Raw genomic sequence first — 22,980 nt, 5'->3', positions numbered from 1 at the left:
GTTTCTGCGGGGCACCGTCCAGCACCACCCGCACACCGCGTCACCGCAGGTCAGAACCCATTCCCGGCTTTTCTGCGGATTCTGCGGTTTGTGCGGCGGCATCCGCCCATGAACTCAGCCCCATCGGAGTGAGCCTTGGACGAACACGGCACCCTCACCGCCCCCGACGACCCAACGCTTGTACTCCTCACTGTCGAAGAGGCCGCCCGCCGACTCCGCATCGGCCGGACCACGTGCTTCGCGCTCATCCGCACGGGAGAGCTGGAGTCCATCGACGTCGGTCGTCTCCGGCGCGTCCCCGCGGATGCGCCTGCCGAATACGTCGCTCGCCGACGCGCGGCCAAACGAGCCGCTTAACGACGTCCGGGGCGGCGGCACTCCCGGACAGGACAGCCCGCCGCCCCGGTCCCCATCCCGACACCGAGAAACAGGAGTCTGCCGGTGGCAGAAGAACAGAAGCGCACCCGTCGGGCCAACGGCGAATCGGCCATCTACTTCGGGAAGGACGAACGCTGGCACGCCCGTGTGCCCATGGGCTACAAGGACGACGGGACGCCCTACCGCCGGCACCTGACGCGCCCGACGCGCAAGGAATTGGTGGACGAGGTCCGGAAGCTGGAGAAGCAGCGCGACGAGGGTTCGGCGCAGCAGCCTGGCAAGCCGTGGGCGGTCGAGAAGTGGCTGTTGCACTGGGTCGAGAACATCGCCAAGCCTGCCGTCAGTGAGAACACCTACGACGGCTACGAGGTCGCGGTTCGCGTCCACCTGGTGCCCGGTATCGGTAAGCACAGGCTCGATCGCTTGGAGCCCGAGCACCTGGAAAGCCTCTACCGCCGAATGCAGAAGAACGGCAGCAAGCCCGCCACGGCTCATCAGGCACACCGCACCGCGCGCACCGCCCTCGGAGAGGCCGCGCGGCGGGGCCATGCGGCGAAGAACGCTGCCGCGCTGGCCAAGCCCCCACGGATGGAAGAAGCGGAAGACGAGGTTGATCCCTACTCGCTGGAAGAGGTTCAGAGCCTGCTGATCGAGGTCAACAAGCGACGGAACAGCGCGCGCTGGATGCTGGCACTCGCCCTCGGTCTGCGGCAGGGCGAGACGCTCGGACTGCGCTGGTCTGACGTCGACCTGGACAACGAGTACCTCAAGCTGCGCCGGAACCGTCTGCGTCCCAGGTACAAGCACGGGTGCCCGGAAGCCTCACCGTGCGGCCGGGCGGCGGCGGGGTACTGCCCGGACAAGGAACAGGTCCGGCGTGAGACCAAGAACACCAAGTCCAGGGCGGGACGGCGTGCGGTGCCCCTGCCGGGCCCGCTGGTCGCCATGCTCCGTGCCCATGCCGAAGCCCAGGCGCGTGAGCGCAAGACCGCCGGTGACCTGTGGACCGAGTCGGACTACGTGTTCACCAAGAGGCTCGGTGGCCCGCTCAGCCCGAACACGGACTATCACGACTGGAAGCGACTGCTGGAAGACGCGGGGGTCCGGGACGGTCGGCTTCACGACGCACGGCACACCGCCGCCACCGTGCTCATGCTGCTCGGGGTCCCGGCCCGGGTCATCGACCAGATCATGGGATGGGAACCGGGCACCTCGGCCCGCATGCGGGCGCGATACCTCCACGTCCCGGACGTGATGCTCAAGGACGTCGCTCGGAAGATCGCCGATGCGATCTGGGGAACCCCGGGACCTGCTGTGGACAAAAACCAGGACAACGAGGACTGAGGACAACGACGAAGGGCCCCACCTTGCGGTGGGGCCCTTCGACATCGTGCCCGGTGAGGCACTGGCGGAGGATACGAGATTCGAACTCGTGAGGGGTTGCCCCCAACACGCTTTCCAAGCGTGCGCCCTAGGCCACTAGGCGAATCCTCCGCGGCAAACAATACAAGACGTTGAGGAGTGCTCGCGAACTCGTTCCCCCCGCTCAGATCCTGTAGCCTGTGCGCAGCCCCTCACGCGGCGCTATCTGACTGAACTCCCCCAGGGCCGGAAGGCAGCAAGGGTAGGTCGGCTCTGGCGGGTGCGTGGGGGGCGCTTGCGTTCGCGGCGGGGGCCGGGCGGCGGGTCCGCGCGTGGGACCCGATGTCAGCGGTCGCCTATAACCTCGTATGCGTGTCGTCTCTCGCGCTGTACCGCCGCTATCGCCCGGAGTCGTTCGCCGAGGTCATCGGGCAGGAGCATGTCACCGGTCCGTTGCAGCAGGCGCTACGGAACAACCGGGTGAATCACGCGTACCTGTTCAGCGGGCCGCGCGGGTGCGGGAAGACCACCAGCGCGCGGATCCTGGCCAGGTGCCTGAACTGCGAGCAGGGCCCCACACCGACCCCGTGCGGGGAGTGCGAGTCGTGCAAGGACCTCGCCCGGAACGGCCCGGGGTCCATCGACGTCATCGAGATCGACGCGGCTTCGCACGGTGGTGTGGACGACGCCCGTGACCTGCGCGAGAAGGCCTTCTTCGGGCCCGCCCGCAGCCGCTACAAGATCTACATCATCGACGAGGCCCACATGGTCACGCCGGCCGGCTTCAACGCGCTCCTGAAGGTCGTCGAGGAGCCGCCGGAGCATCTGAAGTTCATCTTCGCGACCACGGAGCCGGAGAAGGTCATCGGGACCATCCGGTCGCGGACCCACCACTATCCGTTCCGGCTCGTGCCGCCGGGAACGCTGCGGGACTACCTCGGCCAGGTGTGCGGGCAGGAGGCCATCCCCGTCGAGGAGGGCGTGCTGCCGCTCGTCGTGCGCTCCGGCGCCGGTTCCGTGCGTGACTCCATGTCCGTCATGGACCAGCTGCTCGCCGGAGCGACCGACGCGGGTGTGACGTACGCCATGGCCACCTCACTGCTCGGGTACACGGACAGCTCGCTGCTCGACTCCGTCGTCGAGGCCTTCGCCACCGGTGACGGCGCCGCCGCCTTCGAGGTGGTCGACCGGATCATCGAGGGGGGCAACGACCCCCGCCGCTTCGTCGCCGACCTGCTGGAGCGGCTCCGGGACCTCGTCATCCTCGCCGCCGTCCCGGACGCGGCCGACAAGGGGCTCATCGACGCCCCCGCCGACGTGATCGAGCGCATGCAGGCCCAGGCCGGCGTCTTCGGCGCCGCGGAACTGAGCCGCGCCGCCGACCTCGTCAACCAGGGGCTCACCGAGATGCGGGGCGCCACCTCGCCCCGTCTGCAGCTCGAGCTGATCTGCGCGCGTGTGATGCTGCCCGCCGCCTACGGCGACGAACGCTCCGTCATGGCCCGCCTCGACCGCATCGAGCGCGGCGTGAACTTCACGCCGGGCGGCGGTGCGCAGGGGGCGGTGCCCGGCGGGCCCGCGATGCCGACGATGGGTTACGTGCCCGGGCCCGAGGCGCACGGCGTTGCCGCCACGACCGGGGGCGCGCCGATCCCGCCCGGTAGCGGTGCGGCCGCCGCCCGCGCTGCGGTGCGGGGCCCGGGTCCAGGTCCAGGTCCAGGTCCGGGGCAGGGTCCCGGTCCCGGCCAGGCGCCGGGCCGGTCAGCCGAGCCTGCCGCGCCCGCGCCCGCGCCTGCGCACTCCGCGGCTGCGCCGGCTCAGCCTCCGGCCGCCCCGGTCCACACACCCGCTCCCGCTCCGGTCGCCGCGGCCTCCGCCCCGCCGGTGGAGGAGGCGCCGGCCACGAGCCCGCAGGCTCCTGCCCAGCCCGCCCCCGGCGCCTGGCCCACCGCCACCGCGGCGGGCAGCGGGCGCCGCCCCGGCGGCTGGCCCACGGCCGCGCCCGCGGGCGGCGGCGGCCGGCCCCCCGCGGCGTCGGCCCCCGTCTCCGCTCCGGCCGCCTCGGCCGCTCCCCCGGCCCCGGCCCCGGCAGCCACCCCCGCGCCGCCCGCGCCCGGCGGGTACGCGCCCCCCGCCGGTGGCCTCGACCCCCGCATGCTCTGGCCGAACATCCTGGAGGCGGTCAAGAACCGCCGTCGCTTCACCTGGATCCTGCTCAGCCAGAACGCCCACGTGGCGGGCTTCGACGGCACGACCCTCCAGCTCGGCTTCGTCAACGCCGGCGCCCGCGACAACTTCACGAGCAGCGGCAGCGAGGACGTGCTGCGGCAGGCGCTGGCCGAGCAGTTCAGCGTCCAGTGGAAGATCGACGCGATCGTCGACCCGTCCGGCGGCTCGGCGCCCCCGCCGACCGGCGGCTTCGGTGGCGGCGGTGCGCCAAGCGGCTACGGCGGCCCCGGGGGTCACAGCGGCCCCGGTGGCTACGGCGGTGGCGGCGGTGCGGCGGCCCCGTCGGGCACGCCTGCGCCCCAGGCGCCGCCCGCACCCGGCGCCCCCGCCCAGTACGCCTCCCCGTCGGCGTCGGCCCCCGCCCACGCGGCCCCCGCCCCGGCACCGCCCCGCCCGCCCGCCCCGGAACCGGTGTCCCCCGAGGACGACACCCCCGAGGACGACGACCCCGACCTCAACGAGTCGGCCCTCTCCGGCTACGAACTGATCGTGCGCGAGCTCGGAGCGACGGTGGTCGAGGAGATCACCAACGAGTAGGGGGAGACCCGGAGGTCCCCTCGGCGAAGCCGTCCCCCGCGCCCGTCGCCTGTAGGAACGCACGACATCCCCGCCTCCCGGCTTTCGGAAGCCCGCACAAACGCCCCCGCCCCCGCCCGTTAGGCTGACCCCCGTGAACGTCCTCGTCATCGGCAGCGGCGCCCGCGAACACGCCCTGTGCCACTCCCTGTCCCTCGACCCCGCAGTCACCGCGCTGCACTGCGCCCCGGGCAACGCCGGCATCGCCGAGGTCGCCCAGCTGCACCAGGTCGACGCCCTGGACGGCGCGGCCGTGTCCGCGCTGGCCGTCGAGCTCGGCGCCGAGCTGGTCGTCGTAGGCCCGGAGGCGCCGCTGGTCGCCGGGGTCGCCGACGCCGTGCGCGCCGTGGACATCCCGGTGTTCGGCCCCTCGAAGGAGGCCGCGCAGCTCGAGGGCTCCAAGGCGTTCGCCAAGGACGTGATGGCCGCGGCCGGCGTACCGACGGCCCGCTCCTACCTCTGCACGACCCCCGAGGAGGTCGCCGAGGCCCTCGACGCCTTCGGTGCGCCGTACGTCGTCAAGGACGACGGTCTGGCCGCCGGCAAGGGCGTCGTCGTCACCGACGACCTGGAGGCCGCCGTGGCGCACGCGGCCGGCTGTCTGGGGTCGCCTTCCGCGCCGTCCGGGCAGCGGGGGAGGGTCGTCATCGAGGAGTTCCTCGACGGCCCGGAGGTCTCCCTCTTCGCGATCACCGACGGGGTGAGCGTCGTCCCGCTCCAGCCCGCCCAGGACTTCAAGCGCGCGCTCGACGGCGACGAGGGCCCCAACACGGGCGGCATGGGCGCCTACTCGCCGCTGCCCTGGGCCGACCCGAAGCTGGTGGAGGAGGTCCTGGAGACCGTTCTGCAGCCGACCGTCGACGAGATGCGTCACCGCGGCACCCCCTTCTCCGGGCTGCTCTACGCGGGCCTCGCGATCACCAGCCGCGGTGTCCGGGTCATCGAGTTCAACGCCCGCTTCGGCGACCCCGAGACGCAGGTCGTCCTGGCCCGTCTGAAGACCCCGCTGGCCGGCGTCCTGAAGGCGGCCGCCACCGGCGACCTCGCCGACCTGCCGCCCCTGCGCTGGAGCGACGACGCGGCCGTCACCGTCGTCATCGCCTCGCACAACTACCCCGACACCCCGCGCACCGGCGACCCGATCTCCGGCCTGGCCGAGGTGGCCGCCGAGGACGCCCCGCACGCGTACGTCCTGCACGCCGGGACGAAGTACGACGGCGCCGACCGTGACACGGTCGTCAGCGCCGGCGGGCGCGTCCTGTCCGTCACGGCGACCGGCTCGAACCTCACCGAGGCCCGCGAGCGCGCCTACAAGGCGGTCGAGCGCATCGGGCTCGACGGTTCGCAGTACCGCACCGACATCGCCGCGAAGGCGGCGGCAGGCGCGTAGGCGCGCGCCTACGACAGGCGTCAGCAGGGATCTCCCAGGCCCCGGGCCACCATGGAACTCCGTACGGAGGACCCATGGAACCCGGGGCCTGATCGTTGCCCACCGTCATCCACCTTTCCCCAAAGCCATTCCATCGTGTGAGCGCTGAGCTATCCGGCTGACGTGGGCCGGAGCGCCAACTAGGGTGCGGCGCAAGCGTTCCGGTACTCGTTCCGGCACTTGGCCCACCGGCATTGCGATGTCGGTGGTCGGTGCCACAGTGGGGGAGTGACCACTGCGAAGACAGCCGGGGGAAACGGGACCGTAGGGAGGGGGTGAGGTCCGGTCGTGACCGGTATGGGAGTGGAGATGGGCGCGCAGGCCGCGCGGGCCAGGGCAATGGCGGTGCTACGCATCCGCAGCCGGGCGCTCGCCGTCGCGCTGCTGCCCGCGGCCGCCGCGGTGATCCTGCTGGCGGGCGGTTCCACCGGGCACTTCGTGGGCCCGGGGTGGGACGCCGCCCGCTGGGCCGTGTCCGTCGTCGCGGCCGTCGTACTGCTGGCCGCCGGTGTCATCGCCCTGGTCGTCGCCCGCGCCCGCCCCGCGGTCAGCCCCACCGTCGGCATCGCCGAGGAGGCGGCCCCCGATCTGTACCGGCTGGTCCGCGACCTCGCCGACCGCCTCGACGTCCCCGCGCCCTCCGCGATAGCGCTCACTCCGGACTGCGACAGCTGGCTGGAGGACCGCACCCACCGGGCCCACGGCCCGGCCCCGTCCCGCGGCGGTGACGAGATAGCCGGCCCGGGCGGCTCCCAGGGCCCCCTCCACCGCCGTACGGCGGCGGCACCCGTCCTCGTCATCGGTTCCCCGTTCCTGTGGTGGATGCGCGTCGGCGAGCTGCGGGCCGTGCTGGCCCCCGTCGTCGCCGGTACGGGCCCCTCGGCGCACCCCGACATAGCCGCGGCCCGGCGCTTCGTGCGCGGGCTGGACGCCGCGGTGGCCGTCTGCGCCTACCGCGGTGACCGGTATCCCGTGCTGCGCCCGGCCTGCTCGGGCATCGGCTGGGTCGCGCGCCTGATGCTGCGCGGCTGTCAGATCCACGCAGGCGAGATGGAGCGGGGCGTCGCCGCCGCGGCCTCCGAGCGGGCACAGGCCGTGGATTACGGGCTGCGCATCGTCGCCCAGGAGCAGGTGGGCCTGGCCTACGCCGGCTGGGACCGTCTTCTGACGAGGGTGGCGCTGCCCGCCTGGCGGATGGGGCGCTGGCCCTCCCGGCTGGACGCGGGCGTCGTCGCCGCCCTCACCGAGCTGTCCCGGCGCGACCGACTGGCCGAGGGGTTCACCTCCCGCCTCGGCGAGCGCCCCGCCTGCGACCTGCTCGAAGAGCCCGGCACGATCGACGAGGCCGCCTCGCTGCTCGCCGCCCGCCTCTTCCACGGCGGCCCCGCGGACCCGGGCCCGGACTGGTCGCCGGTGGCCTGGGAGGACTACCCGGACGAGGTGGTCGACCGCAAGTGGCGTACCGACGCCGCCCGGCTCCACCGGGTCCTCGACGCCCTCGGCGTCCGCCGCACCTGCGACCCGACCCGCACCCCCCACTCCGGCGGCCCTCTCTCCGGCGGCTCCCTGTCCGGCGCCCCCCACAGCGGCCCCACGCTGGCCCGCGTCCTGGACCACCTGACGGACAGGCCGACGGACAGGCCCGACGACGCGGACGGACCCCACCCGACGAGCCCGACCGCCGACCAGGCTCCCCCGGCCCCCACCCGCACCCCGGCGCCCGAGCCGAGCCCGCCCGCAGCCCCCGCACCCAGCCCGACCCCATCCCCGTCCCCCACGGACCCCACGGACCCCGAGAGCCTCGCCGGCCCCACCGGCCTGGCTGGCTCCGAGAGCCCTGCTGGCTCTACCGGCCTCACCGGCTCCACCGGCTCCGAGAGCCCCGCTGGTTCCACCGGCCTCGCCGGTTCCACCGGCCTCACCGACCCGACTGGCTCGGACGGCTTCGCTGACCCGACCGGCCTTCCGACATCACCGGCCTCACCGGCTCTCGCCGGGTATCCCGCAGCAGCCCCCGCCCCCGCCGCCCCGGCCCCCGTACCAGCCGTCGAGCCCGTCCCAGCCGTCGAGCCCGTCCCAGCCGTCGAGTCCGGCTTCCTCGCCGATGACGAGGAACTCCAGCCCCCGAACCCCCGCAGCGCGGCCCTCGCCGCCGGGCTCGGTGCCGAGCTGGGGCGGGAGGAAGCCGCGGCCGCGGCGGCCGCGCCCCCCGCTCCGGCCGGCGCCCCGGCGCCCGGACAGGGCCCCGACATGGCCCTCTGGGACGAGGGCGCGCTCCCCCTGTTCCCGCTCCAGCCGCCGCGCACCGACCGCGAGCTGTTGGCCGATCACGTCACGGCGATGGTCTGCTGCGCCGCGATGGACACCGTCGGCGCCGTTCCGGGTCTCGACTGGCTCGACGGCCCGACCCTCCTGGTGGACGGTGAGCGCGTGGCCGATCTGGCCTCCCGGGTGCTCAGCCTCGTGGAGGACGGCGACGCCGTCCCCCTGCGCACCTGGCTGGTGGAGCTCGGGATACGCCCGGAGAAGCCGGTACGGCTCGGCTGAGCGCGGCGAACACCGCCGCCGCCCGCGCCGTCCGTCCCGGTCCATCCCCGGCGGCCCCCAGGCGGCCCCCAGTCGGCCCCGGCAGCCCTCGGCGGCCCCCGCCCACCCGTCGGCCAAGCCTGAACGGAGCTCTATATTCCACTTTCGGCCAATTCGCAACGAATAGTGACTACCTGCGCGCGTTATGTGATGTGCTGGGACCGATCGAGCCCATGGCAAGGGCTGGCGACATAGGACAAACGCGCAGGGCGGTCACGTACGGCGTACGCACGAGCCACCACGGGGGCACACGGGAGGGGAGCACCATGGGACGCGGACCAGGACCGGAACACATCCGCCGGTGGGAGTCAGGAGCACTGGCCCACGCCGTGACGGACCCCTTCGGACAGGGCCCCGTCCCCTGGCTGCGCGGCAGTGAGACGTACTTCGACGACACCGGCCAGGTCGTCCCCTGGTACGTGGACGCCGCCCCCGCCCGGAGCGGCCCCCGCATCCCGACCCCCCGCACCGCGCCCTCGATCGGCGGCCCCCGCTCGGCCGACGACGTGCGCCGCCAGATCAAGGGCTTCGTCTCCACCGGCGCGGTCGCCCCCGGCGACGCCGTCGACTTCCACATCACGGTCGACCCGCCCCAGGAATTCAGCGTCGACGTCTACCGCATCGGCCATTACGACGGCGACGGCGCCGCCAAGATCACCACCAGCCCGCGCCTCTCCGGAATCGTCCAGCCCCCGCCGCTGACCGCCGACCGCACGGTCTCCTGCCACCACTGGTGGCTCTCCTGGCGCTTACAGGTTCCGTCGTACTGGAACGTCGGCGCGTACGTCGCCGTCCTCACCACCGTCGACGGCTACCGCTCCCACGTCCCCTTCACGGTCCGCGACCACCAGCCGGCCGATCTGCTCCTGCTGCTCCCCGACGTCACCTGGCAGGCCTACAACCTCTACCCCGAGGACGGTCGCAGCGGCGCCAGCCTCTACCACGCGTGGGACGACGACGGCCGTCTCCTCGGCGAGGCCGACGCCGCGACCACGGTCTCCTTCGACCGCCCGTACGCCGGCGCCGGCCTGCCCCTCCATGTCGGCCACGCCTACGACTTCATCCGCTGGGCCGAGCGCTACGGCTACGACCTCGCCTACGCCGACGCCCGCGACCTGCACGCCGGTCACATCGACCCCACCCGCTACCGCGGCCTGGTCTTCCCCGGCCACGACGAGTACTGGTCGACGAGCATGCGCCGCACCGTCGAACTCGCCCGCGACAGCGGCACCTCACTGGTCTTCCTGTCCGCCAACTCCCTGTACTGGCAGGTGGAGTTGGGCCCCTCCCCGTCCGGTGTCCCCAGCCGCCTGCTGACCTGCCGCAAGCGCAAGGGGCCCGGCAAGCCCGTCCTCTGGCGGGAGATCGACCGCGCCGAGCAGCAGTTGGTCGGCATCCAGTACGCGGGCCGGGTGCCCGAGCCGCATCCGCTGATCGTCCGCAACGCCGACCACTGGCTGTGGGAGGCGACCGGCGCGTCCGACGGCGACGGCATCGAGGACCTGGTCGCGGGCGAGGCCGACCGCTACTTCCCGCGTACCCCCCTTCCGCCGCACGAGGACCGCATACTCCTCGCCCACTCCCCGTATCCCGACAGCGAGGGCGTCCTCCGCCACCAGGAGACCTCCCTCTACCGGGCGCCCTCCGGCGCGCTGGTCTTCGCCTCCGGCACCTTCGCCTGGTCCCCGGCCCTGGACCGTCCGGGCCATGTGGACCCCCGCGTCCAACGGGCCACGGCCAACCTCCTGGACCGCATCTGCAAACGCGACTGACACCCGTACGCCCGCTCGCCCCACCCGCTGTCCTTGATCGATCCCGATGTACGGGACAATCAACCCACTAGGACAGAACCACGGGGAGGAACCGTGTCCGGATTCGTAGAAAAGCCCGAGCCCCTTCAGGTGCCGGGCCTGGTGCATCTGCACACCGGCAAGGTGCGCGAGCTGTACCAGAACGAGGCGGGCGACCTCGTGATGGTCGCCAGCGACCGCACCTCCGCCTTCGACTGGGTGCTGCCGACCGAGATCCCAGACAAGGGCCGTGTCCTCACCCAGCTCTCCCTGTGGTGGTTCGACCAGCTCCGCGACCTGGTCCCCAACCACGTCCTGAGCACGGAACTGCCCGCCGGCGCCCCCGCCGACTGGGCCGGCCGCACCCTGGTCTGCAAGTCGCTCCAGATGGTCCCCGTCGAGTGCGTGGCCCGCGGCTACCTCACCGGCTCGGGCCTCGCCGAGTACAAGGAGTCCCGCACGGTCTGCGGCCTCGCCCTTCCCGAGGGCCTGGTCGACGGCAGCGAACTCCCCGCGCCGATCTTCACCCCGGCCACCAAGGCCGCCGTCGGCGAGCACGACGAGAACGTCTCCTACGAGGAGGTGGCCCGTCAGGTCGGCGCCGACACCGCCGCCCAGCTCCGCCAGGCGACCCTCGCCGTCTACGGCCGCGCCCGCGACATCGCCCGCGACCGGGGCATCATCCTCGCCGACACCAAGTTCGAGTTCGGCTTCGAGGGCGAGAACCTGGTCATCGCCGACGAGGTCCTCACCCCGGACTCCTCCCGCTTCTGGCCGGCCGACCAGTGGCAGCCCGGCCGCGCGCAGCCCTCGTACGACAAGCAGTTCGTGCGCGACTGGCTGACCTCGGCCGAGTCCGGCTGGGACCGCGCGAGCGAGCAGACCCCGCCGCCCCTGCCGCAGCACATCGTGGACGCGACCCGCGCGAAGTACATCGAGGCCTACGAGCGCCTGACGGGCATCAGCTGGTCCTGACGCGAAAGGCCCCGGTCGATGACCGGGGCCTTTGCGATGGAGCGGACGACGAGGCTCGAACTCGCGACCTCAACCTTGGCAAGGTTGCGCTCTACCAACTGAGCTACGTCCGCACTGCGCCGTGGCGCGAGGCCAACTATACCCAACCCCGCTCCCGGGCGAGCCGCACCGCCGCGTGCCGGTTCTCCGCCCCGAGCTTGGAAACGGCCGACGACAGGTAGTTCCGCACGGTCCCCTGGGAGAGCGCGGCCCGCTCGGCGATCTCCGCGACGGGCGCCCCGTCGGCGGCGAGTTCGAGCACCTCCGTCTCACGCGAGGTCAGCGGCGAGTCACCGGCGGCGATGGCGTCGGCGGCCAACTCCGGGTCGACGTACCGGTTCCCGGCGTGCACGGTACGGATGATCTCCGCGAGCCGCTGTGCGCTCACCGTCTTCGGGACGAACCCCCGCACACCCGCCGCGAGCGCCCGCTTGAGATGCCCGGGCCGGCCGTGGCTGGTGACGATCAGTGCCTGGCAGTCGGGCAGTTCGGCGCGCAGCGATGTGGCGACGTTCACACCGTCGGTGCCCGGCATCTGCAGATCCAGGACGGCGACGTCGGGCCGGTGCGCCATCGCCATCGCCAGCGCCTCCGGTCCGGTGGCCGCCTCGGCGACGATCACCAGGTCGTCCTCCAGGGAGAGCAGCGCGGCCAGCGCACCCCGGATGAGATGTTCGTCGTCGGCGAGCAGTACCCGCACGGTCATGAAGCGACCTCTCTCACAGCAGCCTTTCCGCTCAACGGAACCTCGGCGACGACCCGGAAGACGCCCGCCCCGACGAACCCGGCCTCCAGCGTCCCGTCGACGCCCCGCAGCCGCTCCCGCAGCCCGGTCAACCCCGACCCGTCGCCGTTTTCGGTGGCGGAGGATCCGGCGCCGTCGTTCTCCACCGTCAGCACCACGCGTCCCTCCGGCATCCGCAACGCCACCGAGCACCGCCCGGCGTCACCGTGCCGCAGCACATTGGTGGTGGTCTCCCGCACCACCCAGCCGAGCGCCGACTGCACCTCCGCGGGCAGCCCGCCGGCCTCCCCGCTCACCTCGCAGGCGATTCCGGCCGCTCTCAACACCCCTTGTGCCCCGGCGAGTTCGATCCCGAGGTCGGCCTCCCGGTATCCCCGCACGACGGCGCGCACCTCCCGCTGCGAATCCTGCGCTATCCGCTGGACCTCGATCATCTGCTCCACGGCCTCCGGCCGCCCGCGCCTGGCCAGCTGCACGGCCAGCTCGCTCTTCAGGGCGATCACCGCCAGATTTCGCCCCATCACGTCGTGCAGGTCCCGTCCGAACCGCAGCCGCTCCTCGGCGACGGCGAGCCGGGCCTCGACCTCCCCGGCCCGGTCCGCCTCCCACAGCACCGCCAGGTTCCAGGCGCTGCAACGACAGGCGAACAGCGAGAAGCAGGTCGCGAAGGCGGTCAGGCACCCCACCATGAAGATCCCCGTCACATCCGGTTCGGCCCAGCCGAACGCGGCCATCAGGACCACGGCGAGCAGGGCGGAGTGCCGCAGGAACCGCCGGATGGACACCACGAGCCCGTACAGCATCACGAAGGGCAGCAGCGCGGCTCCTATGCAGAGCCTGGTCGTCACCGGGTCGGCGCCGCCCACCACGGTGAGCGCCAGGGCCAGCGACAGGCCGAGGACCAGCAGCCCGGCCGCGGGATACAGGGCACGCGGCGGAAGCTGGGCGCGGCCCAGGTAGTGGTCGAGGACGGGCCGCGTGAGCCGGTTCGCCTCTGCGCACTGAAGGGCGCTCGCCAGCAGCAGCAGCCCGCCGACGAGCTGCGGCCCGGGACGCTGTTCGAGTCCGCCCACCAGAGGCAGCGCGAGCCAGGCGAAGGAGAAGAACCAGGTGGTGAAGTACCAGGTGCCCACGGTCTGCAACTCGACCCGCTCGGCCTTGCTGCGGTCCCGCCAGTGGCGCCGATGCCACCCCCGAATGCGGCCCAACATCGTTGCTCTCCCCCATCGTTCAGCCCGCCCGACCGCACCCCGGTCCCGGCATGGTGCCGCCCTACCCGGGCCCGCTCCCGCCCTACCCGGTCCCGCCCCGACCCGGGCCCGCTCCCGCTCCCGCCCTGATCCGCACGTGGTCAGCGCCGGGGTTCCCAACGGAACCACCGCCGTACAGCAAACACCGCCAGCAGGGTCCAGGCCAGTGCGGTCGCCAGGGCGCCCAGGGTCTCGTACGCCGACAGGTTCCCGGTCCAGCCGCCACGTATCAGCGTGATCACCGGGGTCAGCGGCAGCAGTTCGCAGAAGGAGGCGAGCCGGTCGGGCAGCAGTTCCAGGGGGACGGTCACGCCGGAGCCGCTCATCGACACGAGCACCATGGGCATCGTGGTGACCTGTGCGCTCTCCACGTTCCGGGTCACCACCGCCGTGACGGCGGCGAGCGCCGCGCACATCACCAGGCCCAACAGCAGCCCCAGGACGGCGAGGTGGGGCGCTTCGGGGGCCGGTAGGTCGAGCAGGACCGCCGAGCCGGCCACCAGCACCAGGGACTGCACCAGCGCCGTGGCGAGGACGGGTAGCGCCGACCCGGCGAGGATCTCCGGGTCCCGCAGCTCACCGGTACGCAGCCGCTTCAGCACCAGTTCCTCACGCCGGGCGGTGTAGATGGCCGCCAGCGCCGTGTACACCCCGAACAGCAGCGAGAAGCCGATCGCGGAGGGCAGCAGCACCAGGCCGGCGCTGAGCCCGGCGTCCTCCACCTTCATGTCCTCGACCACCGGCGTCAGGCTCACCGGCAGCACGAGCGGCATGAACACAGCCGTGATGATCGTGGTCCTGCTTCGCCCGAGGAGGGTCAGCTCGGCGCGTGCGAGGGCGGCCATCCGGCTCGCGGGAGTCGTGACCGCACGGCCGACCGCGTGGGTGGCCGAGTCCTTCACCGTTGCCCCGCTCATGCCGCGACCTCCTCGGTCTCGTCGCGCTCCGACGCCTCCCGGGCGATCCCCAGGAACGCCTCCTCCAGCGAGGCCGACCGCACATCCAGCCTGCGCAGCGCGACCTGGGCCCGTTCGGCCCACACCAGGAGCCCGGTCGCCGCCCGTTGCAGTTCCCGGGTGCGCAGCCGTATGAGGCGCCCGTCGACCTCGTGACCGCACACACCCAGCTCGCCGAGCGGAGGGAGGTCGCCCACGAAGTACCCCTCGGGCAGTTCGAAGGTGATCCGGGACGGCTGGGCGCCGGTCACCTCGGCGGGGGTCCCGGCGGCCGCGATACGGCCCTCGTGCAGGATGGCCAGCCGGTCGGCGAGGTTCTCCGCCTCCTCCAGGTAGTGCGTGGTCAGCAGCACCGTCGTACCGGCGTCGCGCAGTGCGCGCACCAGGTCCCAGGTGTCCCGGCGGCCCTCGGCGTCCAGGCCGGTGGTCGGCTCGTCCAGGAACAGCACCTCGGGTTCTCCGAGGACCGCGAGCGCCAGGTCCAGGCGCCGCCGCTCGCCGCCTGACAGCTGCTTGACCCGGACTTCGGCCCGCCCGGCGAGCCCGACCAGGGCCAGCGCCTCCCTGATCGGGCGGGCGCCGCTCACACAGCCGGCCCACATGCGCGTGGTCTCGGCGACGGTCAGCTCGGAGGGGAAGCCGCCCTCCTGGAGCATCACGCCGGTGCGCGGCCGCACGGCGGCCCGCTCGGTGTGCGGATCGTGGCCCAGCACTCTGATCCGCCCGCCGTCGGGGCGCGTGAGCCCTTCCAGCAACTCGACCGTCGATGTCTTTCCGGCGCCGTTCGTGCCGAGCAGCGCGAAGATCTCACCGCGGTCGACGTGGAAGGAGATCCCACGGACCGCTTCGAACCCGCCCCCGTACACACGCCGGAGGCCGGTGACCTCAATCACGTGTTCATTCGTGTCCATGCCTCAAGCCTCCCCGCGGGCAGAGGCCGGCAGCAGTGCGAGGTGTCACCACTCCGCATGACAAATGTCAGACGGACGCTCGCGTCGCGCCCACGCAAGGGACTCGCTCGGGCCCACGAAAAGACCCCGGTCCAGTGGACCGGGGTCTGATTCCTGAGCGGACGACGAGGCTCGAACTCGCGACCTCAACCTTGGCAAGGTTGCGCTCTACCAACTGAGCTACGTCCGCATTGCCTCCGACCGGCTTTCACCGATCGGCGCGAGCACTACCCTACCTGATCCACAACAGTGGTCAGGCAGGTGATGCAGAGCGGGTGACAGGGATCGCACACTGCGCCTTCCCCCTGGAAGGGGGATGTTCTACTACTGAACTACACCCGCGTGTACTCCGTGAGCTGGGCTTTTCGGCCTTGCCCCTCGGCGTGCTCCAGACTCTAGCTGACCAGGAGGGGTGCAGCGCAAGTCGGTGCGTTCGAGGGGGCGGTGACCGGCCGTCGGCCCGCGGCTCACGGAGAGCCGGTCAGCGCGTGCGGCTCACTGCGCTTCGGCGAATGCCTCGTAGACCTTCTTGGGGATGCGGCCGCGCGCCGGCACCTCCAGCTTGTTGGCCTGGGCCCAGGCCCGTACGGCCGCGGGGTCGGGGGCGACCTCCGTCTGCCGGTACGCCTTGCCGGACCTCGACCGCTTGCGGCCGGCGTCGACGTAGGGCGCGAGAGCCTTACGCAGTTTCTTGGCATTGGTTTCATTCAGGTCGATCTCGTACGACTTGCCATCGAGCCCGAAGGCGATCGTTTCCGCCGCTTCCGAGCCGTCGATGTCGTCAAAGAGAGTGACCACGACCTTCTGCGCCACGAATATCGGTCCCTTCGTGCGACAGCTCTGCGATGACGTGCCAAGACGTCACGGAGATGTCGACTGTCCGCCTGTTATGGGGCAAAGTATCGGCTATTGCTAATTCATTTGTACAGTGCCCGGCATTGCAATGTGAAGCTCGACTAAATCTGCCCGCGTGTCCCAGGGCAATAAGGAACGTCGGTGCACCCCGGATCTTTCCCTGAAATTTTCACGAAGGCACTGGTCCGATACCTGATCGTGATGACGCTCACGTAGTTTCCTACAACTCTACCCGCGTAGAAATTTTGTACGGGTAGTCTGAAGACACCTGTTGGAGACACCCGCAGGCACCTGCTCAGCACCACACCACCGGGAGTGCCAGTGGCACGCGTCGTAGTCGACGTCATGCTCAAGCCGGAGATCCTCGACCCCCAGGGCCAGGCGGTGCAGCGCGCACTGCCGCGGCTGGGTTTCGAAGGCATCTCCGACGTACGTCAGGGAAAGCGATTCGAACTGGAAGTTGACGGGCCGGTCGACGAGGCCGCCCTCGCCCGCATCCATGATCTTGCGGAATCCTTCCTCGCGAACACCGTGATCGAGGACTTCACCGTCAAGGTCGAGTCGGAAGAAGCAGTCGCGGGAGCCGCGAAGTGACCGCTCGTATTGGCGTCGTCACTTTCCCGGGCAGCCTCGACGACCGGGACACTCAGCGTGCGATCCGCCTCGCGGGCGCCGAACCCGTCGCTCTCTGGCACAAGGACAAGAACCTCCATCAGGTGGACGCCGTGGTGCTGCCCGGCGGTTTCTCCTACGGCGACTATCTGCGCGCCGGAGCCATCTCCCGCTTCTCGCCGGTGATGGAGACCGTCATCGAGCAGGCGAAGGCCGGTCTTCCCGTCCTCGGTATCTGCAACGGCTTCCAGATCCTCACGGAGGCCCATCTGCTTCCCGGCGGGATGCTCGGCAACGACCACCTCCACTTCATCTGCCGCGACCAGAAGCTGCGGGTGGAGAACGCGGAGACCGCCTGGACCGCCGACTACGAGGCGGGCCAGGAGATCCACATCCCGCTGAAGAACATGGACGGCCGGTACGTCGCCGACGAGTACACCCTCGACCAGCTCGAGGCCGAGGGCCGGGTCGCCTTCCGCTACGTGGACGTGAACCCCAACGGCAGCCTCCGTGACATCGCCGGCATCACCAACGAGGCCGGCAACGTCGTGGGCCTCATGCCGCACCCGGAGCACGCCGTCGAGCCCCTCGTCGGGTCCGGCCGCACCGACGGTCTCCCGTTCTTCACCTCGATCCTCAAGAAGCTGGTCAACGCATGAGCCGGACGCCTCTGGACACGGTCGAGCACGCGGCCGAGACCCCCGACGTCGAGCTGCCCTGGGCCGAACTCGGTCTGAAGAAGGACGAGTACGAGCGCGTCGTGGAGATCCTCGGCCGCCGGCCCACCGGCGCCGAGCTCGCCATGTACTCCGTCATGTGGTCCGAGCACTGCTCGTACAAGTCCTCCAAGGTCCACCTCCGCCAGTTCGGTGAGAAGGCGCCCCAGTCCGACGCGCTGCTCGTGGGCATCGGCGAGAACGCGGGCGTCGTGGACGTCGGCCAGGGCTACGCGGTCACCTTCAAGGTCGAGTCGCACAACCACCCCTCGTACGTCGAGCCCTACCAGGGCGCGGCCACGGGCGTGGGCGGCATCGTCCGCGACATCATCGCGATGGGCGCGCGTCCGGTCGCGGTCGTGGACCCGCTGCGTTTCGGCGCCGCAGACCACCCCGACACCAAGCGCGTCCTGCCGGGCGTCGTCGCCGGCATCGGCGGCTACGGCAACTGCCTGGGCCTGCCGAACATCGGCGGCGAGGTCGTCTTCGACGCCTGCTACCAGGGCAACCCGCTGGTCAACGCCGGTGCCATCGGCGTGATGCGGCACGAGGACATCCACCTCGCGAAGGCCTCCGGAACCGGCAACAAGGTCATCCTCTACGGGGCCCGGACCGGCGGCGACGGCATCGGCGGCGCGTCGATCCTCGCCTCCGAGACCTTCGACGACGCCAAGCCGTCGAAGCGCCCGGCCGTGCAGGTCGGCGACCCCTTCCAGGAGAAGCTCCTCATCGAGTGCACCCTGGAGGCCTTCAAGGAGAAGCTCGTCGTCGGCATCCAGGACCTCGGCGCGGCCGGCCTGTCCTGCGCCACGTCCGAGCTGGCCTCCAACGGCTCCGGCGGCATGCGCGTCACCCTGGACGACGTACCGCTGCGCGACTCCACGCTCTCGCCCGAGGAAATCCTCATGAGCGAGTCGCAGGAGCGCATGTGCGCGGTCGTCGAGCCGTCGAAGGTCGACCGGTTCCTGGAGATCTGCGACAAGTGGGACGTCATCGCGACCGTCATCGGGGAGGTCACCGACGGCGACCGGCTGGAGATCTTCTGGCACGGCGGCAAGATCGTCGACGTCGACCCGCGGACCGTGGCCCACGACGGCCCGGTCTACGAGCGCCCCTACGCCCGCCCGGAGTGGCAGGACGCCCTCCAGGCGGACGACGCGAACAAGCTGCCCCGGCCCACGACCGGCGCCGAGCTCAAGGACCAGGTGCTCAGGCTGGTCGCCTCGCCCAACCAGGCGTCCAAGAAGTGGATCACCTCGCAGTACGACCACTTCGTGCAGGGCAACACCGTCCTCGCGCAGCCCGAGGACTCCGGCATGATCCGGATCGACGAGGAGACCGGCCTCGGCGTCGCCATCGCGACCGACGGCAACGGCCGGTACGCCAAGCTCGACCCGTACGCGGGCGCGCAGCTGGCCCTCTCCGAGGCCTACCGGAACGTGGCGACGACCGGCGCCAAGCCGCTCGCCGTCTCCGACTGCCTCAACTTCGGCTCGCCCGAGGACCCGGCGGTGATGTGGCAGTTCGCGGAGGCCATCCGCGGCCTGGCCGACGCCTGCCAGCAGCTGGGCACCCCGGTGACCGGCGGCAACGTCTCCCTCTACAACCAGACGGGCGAGGTGGCCATCCACCCCACCCCGGTGGTGGCCGTGCTCGGCGTGATCGACGACGTCGCGCGCCGCACGCCGGTCGCCTTCCAGGAGGAGGGCCAGCTGCTCTACCTCCTCGGCGACACGCGTGAGGAGTTCGGCGGCTCGGCCTGGTCCCAGGTCGTCCACGACCACCTCGGCGGGCTGCCCCCGAAGGTCGACCTGGAGCGGGAGCGGCTGCTGGCCCAGATCCTGATCTCCGCGTCCCGCGACGGCATGATCGACGCCGCGCACGACCTGTCCGACGGCGGTCTGATCCAGGCGGTCGTCGAGTCGGCGCTGCTCGGCGGCAAGGGCGCGCGACTGGTCGTACCGGACGGGCTCGACGCCTTCACCCTGCTCTTCTCCGAGTCGGCGGGCCGTGCCGTGGTGGCCGTCCCGCGCTCCGAGGAGCTCCGTTTCAACGACATGTGCGGGGCGCGCGGCCTGCCCGTCACCCGCATCGGTGTCGTCGACGGCGACACGGTCGAGCTCCAGGGCGAGTTCGAGCTGTCCCTGGAGGAGCTGCGCAAGGCCCACGAGGAGACCATCCCGGCCCTGCTCGCGTAGGCACCCGAGACACCCGAAGCACCCGAGGCGCCTGTACGGCGGTGAAGGCCTCGCCCGTTCCCACGGGCGGGGCCTTCGTCATGACCTCACCGGGTCGCGCACCCGGTCGCGCCGGACGGGAAGGCCCCGGTGTCACAGGACGGGACGGCCCCGCTGTCACAGGCGGCCACTAGGCTCACCGCCATGCCCCCGGCCAGGAAACGCACGCGCGCGTACGACCCCGTCAAGATCCGTGCCGCGGTCACCGCGCAGTTCGGGAACGTACGGCGGGCCGTGGCGACCCTCGGCCCCGAGCAGCTCGCGCTGCCCACGCGGCTGGCGGACTGGACCGTACGGGACCTGGCCGCGCACGTGACCATGGCGGTGGCGACCGTCAGCCGCAACCTCGACCGGGACGAGCCCCCGAAGGCGGACCTCACGCTCCTCGAGTGGCCGTTCGCCACCGCCTCCCGGGCCGCCGACATCTCCGACGGCACCCGGGACCTCGCCGCGGGCAACCCCGACCTGAACGCCCTGTTCGCCCGCACCGAGGAGGGCATCGCCGAGGCCCTGGCCACCGCCCCCGGCGACCGCCTCCTCGCCGCCCGCACCGGGGCGATGACCCTCGCCGACTACCTCGTCACCCGGACCGTCGAACTCGTCGTCCACACCGATGACCTGAACGCCGCCGTCCCCGGCCTGGACATCCCGTACGACCGCCAGGCGCTCGCCGCCGCCACCCGGCTCCTCGCCGACGCCCTCGCCGTCAGGGCGCCCGGCGGCGCGACGGAGGTGCGGATCCCGCCGTACGCCGTCGTGCAGTGCGTCGAGGGCCCCCGGCACACCCGGGGCACCCCGCCCAACGTCGTCGAGACCGATCCGCTGACCTGGATCCGGCTGGCGACCGGCCGGGTGACCTGGCCGGAGGCCGTTGGGCAGGCGAAGGTCGCGGCGAGCGGCGAGCGGGCCGACCTCACGGCACTGCTGCCCCTCATGTCCTGAATCCGACCCCGGAGGGAACCGACCGCCCCACCCGCCCCGTCGAACCGGCATGTACCGGCAGAGGCACAGCCCGACGCACACGTACAAGCAGAGCATGACGCTGACCGCGGCCGTCCTGCTCATCCCGCTCGCCGCGGCCTGCGGCAGCGAGAAGGCGGACGGTGAGCAGCCCGGCAGCGGGGCGGTGAGCGCCGAGCAGCCCGTCACCGGTGTCCGCTGGAACGTCGACAGCGTCATCGTGGACGGCGCCACCCACCGCGCCCCGTCCGGCGCGCACGTCGAGATCCGGGACGGCAAGGCGGCGGGCAGTTACGGCTGCAACAACTTCACCGCCAAGGCCGCCGTCGACGGCGACCACATCCGGTTCAGCGACGCCAGGTCGACCAGGATGGCGTGCGCGGACCAGCCGATGGACTTCGAGCGCACGCTGGCCGGGACCCTAGCCGAGGGCGCCCTCAGCACCGAGGTCGACGGCAGCACGCTGACGCTCGCCACGGCCGACGGCGATCAGGTCCTGCTGACCAGGAAATGACCTCCGGCCGGCTCCCCGACCCCGGTGGACGGCGTCCGTCGGGCCCCATGGTGTGCGACACCTCACTCGCGCATGCGGAACGGGCGCCCCGGGGTTCGCCCCCGGGGCCCGCCCAACCGTCCATTGGATCACCACATCAAGCCATTGACCTGCGGAAATGAGTCGATCTTGGAGGTGGTGGCCGACGGGTGATCGAGTTACCGGCGGGTATCCCCAATTCGGACCAGTGGTCGATCTCGCCTACACTCGGAGGCGTGCCACGTGGTGACGGTCGACTCAGTCATGATCTGCTCCCCGGCGAGAAAGGACCCCAGGACGCTTGCGGCGTCTTCGGAGTCTGGGCTCCCGGTGAAGAGGTCGCCAAGCTCACTTACTTCGGGCTCTACGCCCTCCAGCATCGGGGTCAGGAATCCGCGGGGATCGCGGTCAGCAACGGCTCCCAGATCCTCGTCTTCAAGGACATGGGCCTCGTGTCCCAGGTCTTCGACGAGACCTCGCTCGGTTCGCTCCAGGGTCATATCGCGGTCGGACACGCCCGCTACTCGACCACCGGCGCCTCCGTGTGGGAGAACGCCCAGCCGACGTTCCGTGCCACCGCGCACGGCTCGATCGCGCTCGGTCACAACGGCAACCTCGTCAACACCGCCCAGCTCGCCGAGATGGTCGCCGACCTGCCCAAGCAGGAAGGCCGCACCCCGCGCGTCGCGGCGACCAACGACACCGACCTGCTCACCGCGCTGCTCGCGGCCCAGGTCGACGAGGACGGCAAGCCGCTGACCATCGAGGAAGCGGCCCACCAGATCCTCCCGCAGGTCAAGGGCGCCTTCTCGCTCGTCTTCATGGACGAGCACACCCTCTACGCCGGCCGCGACCCGCAGGGCATCCGCCCGCTGGTCCTCGGCCGCCTGGAGCGCGGCTGGGTGGTCGCCTCCGAGTCCGCCGCCCTCGACATCTGCGGCGCCGCCTACGTCCGTGAGATCGAGCCCGGCGAGTTCATCGCCATCGACGAGAACGGACTGCGCACCTCCCGGTTCGCGGAAGCGAAGCCCAAGGGCTGTGTCTTCGAGTACGTGTACCTGGCCCGCCCCGACACCGACATCGCCGGCCGGAACGTGTACCTCTCCCGCGTGGAGATGGGCCGCAAGCTCGCCAAGGAAGCGCCGGTCGACGCCGACCTGGTCATAGCGACACCGGAGTCCGGCACCCCCGCGGCCATCGGCTACGCGGAGGCCTCCGGCATCCCCTTCGGCGCGGGTCTCGTGAAGAACGCGTACGTCGGCCGGACGTTCATCCAGCCCTCGCAGACCATCCGCCAGCTCGGTATCCGCCTGAAGCTGAACCCGCTGAAGGAAGTCATCAAGGGCAAGCGCCTGGTCGTCGTGGACGACTCGATCGTGCGCGGCAACACCCAGCGGGCCCTGGTCCGCATGCTCCGCGAGGCGGGCGCGGCCGAGGTCCACATCCGGATCTCCTCGCCGCCCGTGAAGTGGCCCTGCTTCTTCGGCATCGACTTCGCCACGCGCGCGGAGCTCATCGCCAACGGCATGACCATCGACGAGATCGGCACCTCCCTGGGCGCCGACTCCCTCTCCTACATCTCCATCGACGGCATGATCGAGGCGACCACCATCGCCAAGCCGAACCTCTGCCGCGCCTGCTTCGACGGCGTGTACCCGATGGAGCTCCCGGACCCCGAGCTGCTCGGCAAGCAGCTCCTGGAGACCGAGCTGGCCGCGGGTCCCGCAGCCACGGCCGCGGCTGACGCCATCCGTCGCCCGTAACGCCGCAGAGCCCCGTTTCACCAACCCGAAAGATCCCAGG

The 22,980-nt window shown here is 71.6% G+C and carries 18 protein-coding genes, 4 tRNA genes and 1 other RNA gene; 14 read left to right on the top strand and 9 right to left on the bottom strand.

Annotation, left to right across the window (positions count from 1 at the left end; genetic code table 11):
- The first annotated feature begins 135 nt into the window (after positions 1-135).
- Both ACIRPU_RS16690 and ACIRPU_RS16685 read left to right on the top strand, forming a co-directional pair.
- The gene (locus ACIRPU_RS16690; RefSeq protein ID WP_403867351.1) at positions 136-357 is read left to right on the top strand and encodes an excisionase family DNA-binding protein; all 222 of its coding nucleotides are present in this window, start codon (positions 136-138) and stop codon (positions 355-357) included.
- Positions 358-441: 84 nt separating this feature from the next.
- Positions 442-1,722, top strand: coding sequence for a tyrosine-type recombinase/integrase (locus ACIRPU_RS16685; RefSeq protein ID WP_403867348.1), 1,281 nt, complete (start codon positions 442-444; stop codon positions 1,720-1,722).
- Between the two features lie 62 nt (positions 1,723-1,784).
- Here the strand turns inward: ACIRPU_RS16685 and ACIRPU_RS16680 are convergent.
- Positions 1,785-1,872 (bottom strand) — tRNA-Ser (locus tag ACIRPU_RS16680).
- A gap of 71 nt (positions 1,873-1,943) precedes the next feature.
- Between ACIRPU_RS16680 and ffs the strand changes: the two genes are divergently transcribed.
- The 6 genes from ffs to ACIRPU_RS16650 all read left to right on the top strand — a co-directional run bounded on the left by ffs (position 1,944) and on the right by ACIRPU_RS16650 (position 11,325).
- An RNA gene (ffs, locus tag ACIRPU_RS16675) (signal recognition particle sRNA small type) lies at positions 1,944-2,042 on the top strand.
- 70 nt (positions 2,043-2,112) lie between these two features.
- Positions 2,113-4,506 (top strand): DNA polymerase III subunit gamma and tau, encoded by a 2,394-nt coding sequence (locus ACIRPU_RS16670; RefSeq protein WP_403867345.1) that lies wholly within the window; start codon positions 2,113-2,115, stop codon positions 4,504-4,506.
- Positions 4,507-4,639: 133 nt separating this feature from the next.
- A complete protein-coding gene (gene purD, locus ACIRPU_RS16665; protein WP_403867342.1) occupies positions 4,640-5,935 on the top strand; it encodes a phosphoribosylamine--glycine ligase in 1,296 nt (431 codons plus the stop codon).
- A gap of 336 nt (positions 5,936-6,271) precedes the next feature.
- On the top strand, positions 6,272-8,521 hold the full coding sequence (locus ACIRPU_RS16660) for a hypothetical protein (RefSeq protein ID WP_403867958.1): 2,250 nt from the start codon (positions 6,272-6,274) through the stop codon (positions 8,519-8,521).
- Positions 8,522-8,826: 305 nt separating this feature from the next.
- Entirely contained in the window at positions 8,827-10,332 is a 1,506-nt protein-coding gene (locus tag ACIRPU_RS16655) for a N,N-dimethylformamidase beta subunit family domain-containing protein (RefSeq protein WP_403867339.1), read from the top strand.
- Between the two features lie 93 nt (positions 10,333-10,425).
- The gene (locus ACIRPU_RS16650; RefSeq protein WP_403867336.1) at positions 10,426-11,325 is read left to right on the top strand and encodes a phosphoribosylaminoimidazolesuccinocarboxamide synthase; all 900 of its coding nucleotides are present in this window, start codon (positions 10,426-10,428) and stop codon (positions 11,323-11,325) included.
- A gap of 37 nt (positions 11,326-11,362) precedes the next feature.
- Here ACIRPU_RS16650 and ACIRPU_RS16645 read toward each other — a convergent pair.
- The 8 genes from ACIRPU_RS16645 to ACIRPU_RS16610 all read right to left on the bottom strand — a co-directional run bounded on the left by ACIRPU_RS16645 (position 11,363) and on the right by ACIRPU_RS16610 (position 16,078).
- Positions 11,363-11,438: transfer RNA gene (locus ACIRPU_RS16645), tRNA-Gly, on the bottom strand.
- Positions 11,439-11,461: 23 nt separating this feature from the next.
- The gene (locus tag ACIRPU_RS16640) at positions 11,462-12,070 is read right to left on the bottom strand and encodes a response regulator (protein WP_384120829.1); all 609 of its coding nucleotides are present in this window, start codon (positions 12,068-12,070) and stop codon (positions 11,462-11,464) included.
- Positions 12,067-13,320: a sensor histidine kinase gene (locus ACIRPU_RS16635; protein ID WP_403867333.1), complete on the bottom strand. Its 1,254-nt coding sequence runs from the start codon at positions 13,318-13,320 to the stop codon at positions 12,067-12,069. Before ACIRPU_RS16635 ends, ACIRPU_RS16640 begins: the two co-directional genes overlap by 4 nt.
- Positions 13,321-13,460: 140 nt before the next feature.
- The gene (locus ACIRPU_RS16630) at positions 13,461-14,276 is read right to left on the bottom strand and encodes an ABC transporter permease (protein ID WP_403867330.1); all 816 of its coding nucleotides are present in this window, start codon (positions 14,274-14,276) and stop codon (positions 13,461-13,463) included.
- A complete protein-coding gene (locus tag ACIRPU_RS16625) occupies positions 14,273-15,226 on the bottom strand; it encodes an ABC transporter ATP-binding protein (RefSeq protein ID WP_403867327.1) in 954 nt (317 codons plus the stop codon). The genes ACIRPU_RS16630 and ACIRPU_RS16625 overlap by 4 nt, the downstream gene beginning before the upstream one ends.
- A 156-nt stretch (positions 15,227-15,382) precedes the next feature.
- Positions 15,383-15,455, bottom strand: a tRNA-Gly gene (locus ACIRPU_RS16620).
- An 80-nt stretch (positions 15,456-15,535) separates the two neighbouring features.
- Positions 15,536-15,607 (bottom strand) — tRNA-Gly (locus ACIRPU_RS16615).
- A gap of 153 nt (positions 15,608-15,760) precedes the next feature.
- Positions 15,761-16,078, bottom strand: coding sequence for an Lsr2 family protein (locus tag ACIRPU_RS16610; protein WP_355703566.1), 318 nt, complete (start codon positions 16,076-16,078; stop codon positions 15,761-15,763).
- Between the two features lie 363 nt (positions 16,079-16,441).
- Here ACIRPU_RS16610 and purS point away from each other — a divergent pair, with 363 nt between their 5' ends.
- The 6 genes from purS (at position 16,442) to purF (ending at position 22,940) form a co-directional block, all read left to right on the top strand.
- Complete coding sequence (purS, locus tag ACIRPU_RS16605) at positions 16,442-16,714, top strand: phosphoribosylformylglycinamidine synthase subunit PurS (protein ID WP_020131278.1); 273 nt, start codon at positions 16,442-16,444, stop codon at positions 16,712-16,714.
- On the top strand, positions 16,711-17,391 hold the full coding sequence (gene purQ / locus ACIRPU_RS16600; protein WP_384120837.1) for a phosphoribosylformylglycinamidine synthase subunit PurQ: 681 nt from the start codon (positions 16,711-16,713) through the stop codon (positions 17,389-17,391). The genes purS and purQ overlap by 4 nt, the downstream gene beginning before the upstream one ends.
- Positions 17,388-19,646, top strand: a complete 2,259-nt coding sequence (gene purL, locus ACIRPU_RS16595) for a phosphoribosylformylglycinamidine synthase subunit PurL (protein ID WP_403867322.1) — start codon at positions 17,388-17,390, stop codon at positions 19,644-19,646. The genes purQ and purL overlap by 4 nt, the downstream gene beginning before the upstream one ends.
- Positions 19,647-19,829: 183 nt before the next feature.
- A complete protein-coding gene (locus tag ACIRPU_RS16590; protein ID WP_403867319.1) occupies positions 19,830-20,627 on the top strand; it encodes a sterol carrier family protein in 798 nt (265 codons plus the stop codon).
- 94 nt (positions 20,628-20,721) lie between these two features.
- A complete protein-coding gene (locus ACIRPU_RS16585) occupies positions 20,722-21,159 on the top strand; it encodes an META domain-containing protein (protein ID WP_403867316.1) in 438 nt (145 codons plus the stop codon).
- A 254-nt stretch (positions 21,160-21,413) separates the two neighbouring features.
- Positions 21,414-22,940 (top strand): amidophosphoribosyltransferase, encoded by a 1,527-nt coding sequence (gene purF, locus ACIRPU_RS16580; RefSeq protein WP_355703561.1) that lies wholly within the window; start codon positions 21,414-21,416, stop codon positions 22,938-22,940.
- Positions 22,941-22,980 lie beyond the last annotated feature (40 nt).

Origin of the sequence: Streptomyces sp. NPDC102259, assembly GCF_044766465.1 — a bacterium.
Taxonomy (GTDB): Bacteria; Actinomycetota; Actinomycetes; order Streptomycetales; family Streptomycetaceae; genus Streptomyces.
The sequence above is the reverse complement of the archived record's forward strand: the minus strand, read 5'-3'. Positions and strand labels throughout refer to the sequence as shown.

Coding starts and splice junctions, on each gene's coding strand:
- ACIRPU_RS16585 (WP_403867316.1), top strand. CDS start 20,722: ATGACGCTGACCGCGGCCGTCCTGCTCATCCCGCTCGCCGCGGCCTGC.
- ACIRPU_RS16625 (WP_403867327.1), bottom strand. CDS start 15,226: ATGGACACGAATGAACACGTGATTGAGGTCACCGGCCTCCGGCGTGTG.
- ACIRPU_RS16635 (WP_403867333.1), bottom strand. CDS start 13,320: ATGTTGGGCCGCATTCGGGGGTGGCATCGGCGCCACTGGCGGGACCGC.
- ACIRPU_RS16640 (WP_384120829.1), bottom strand. CDS start 12,070: ATGACCGTGCGGGTACTGCTCGCCGACGACGAACATCTCATCCGGGGT.
- ACIRPU_RS16655 (WP_403867339.1), top strand. CDS start 8,827: ATGGGACGCGGACCAGGACCGGAACACATCCGCCGGTGGGAGTCAGGA.
- ACIRPU_RS16660 (WP_403867958.1), top strand. CDS start 6,272: ATGGGAGTGGAGATGGGCGCGCAGGCCGCGCGGGCCAGGGCAATGGCG.
- ACIRPU_RS16630 (WP_403867330.1), bottom strand. CDS start 14,276: ATGAGCGGGGCAACGGTGAAGGACTCGGCCACCCACGCGGTCGGCCGT.
- purL (WP_403867322.1), top strand. CDS start 17,388: ATGAGCCGGACGCCTCTGGACACGGTCGAGCACGCGGCCGAGACCCCC.
- ACIRPU_RS16590 (WP_403867319.1), top strand. CDS start 19,830: ATGCCCCCGGCCAGGAAACGCACGCGCGCGTACGACCCCGTCAAGATC.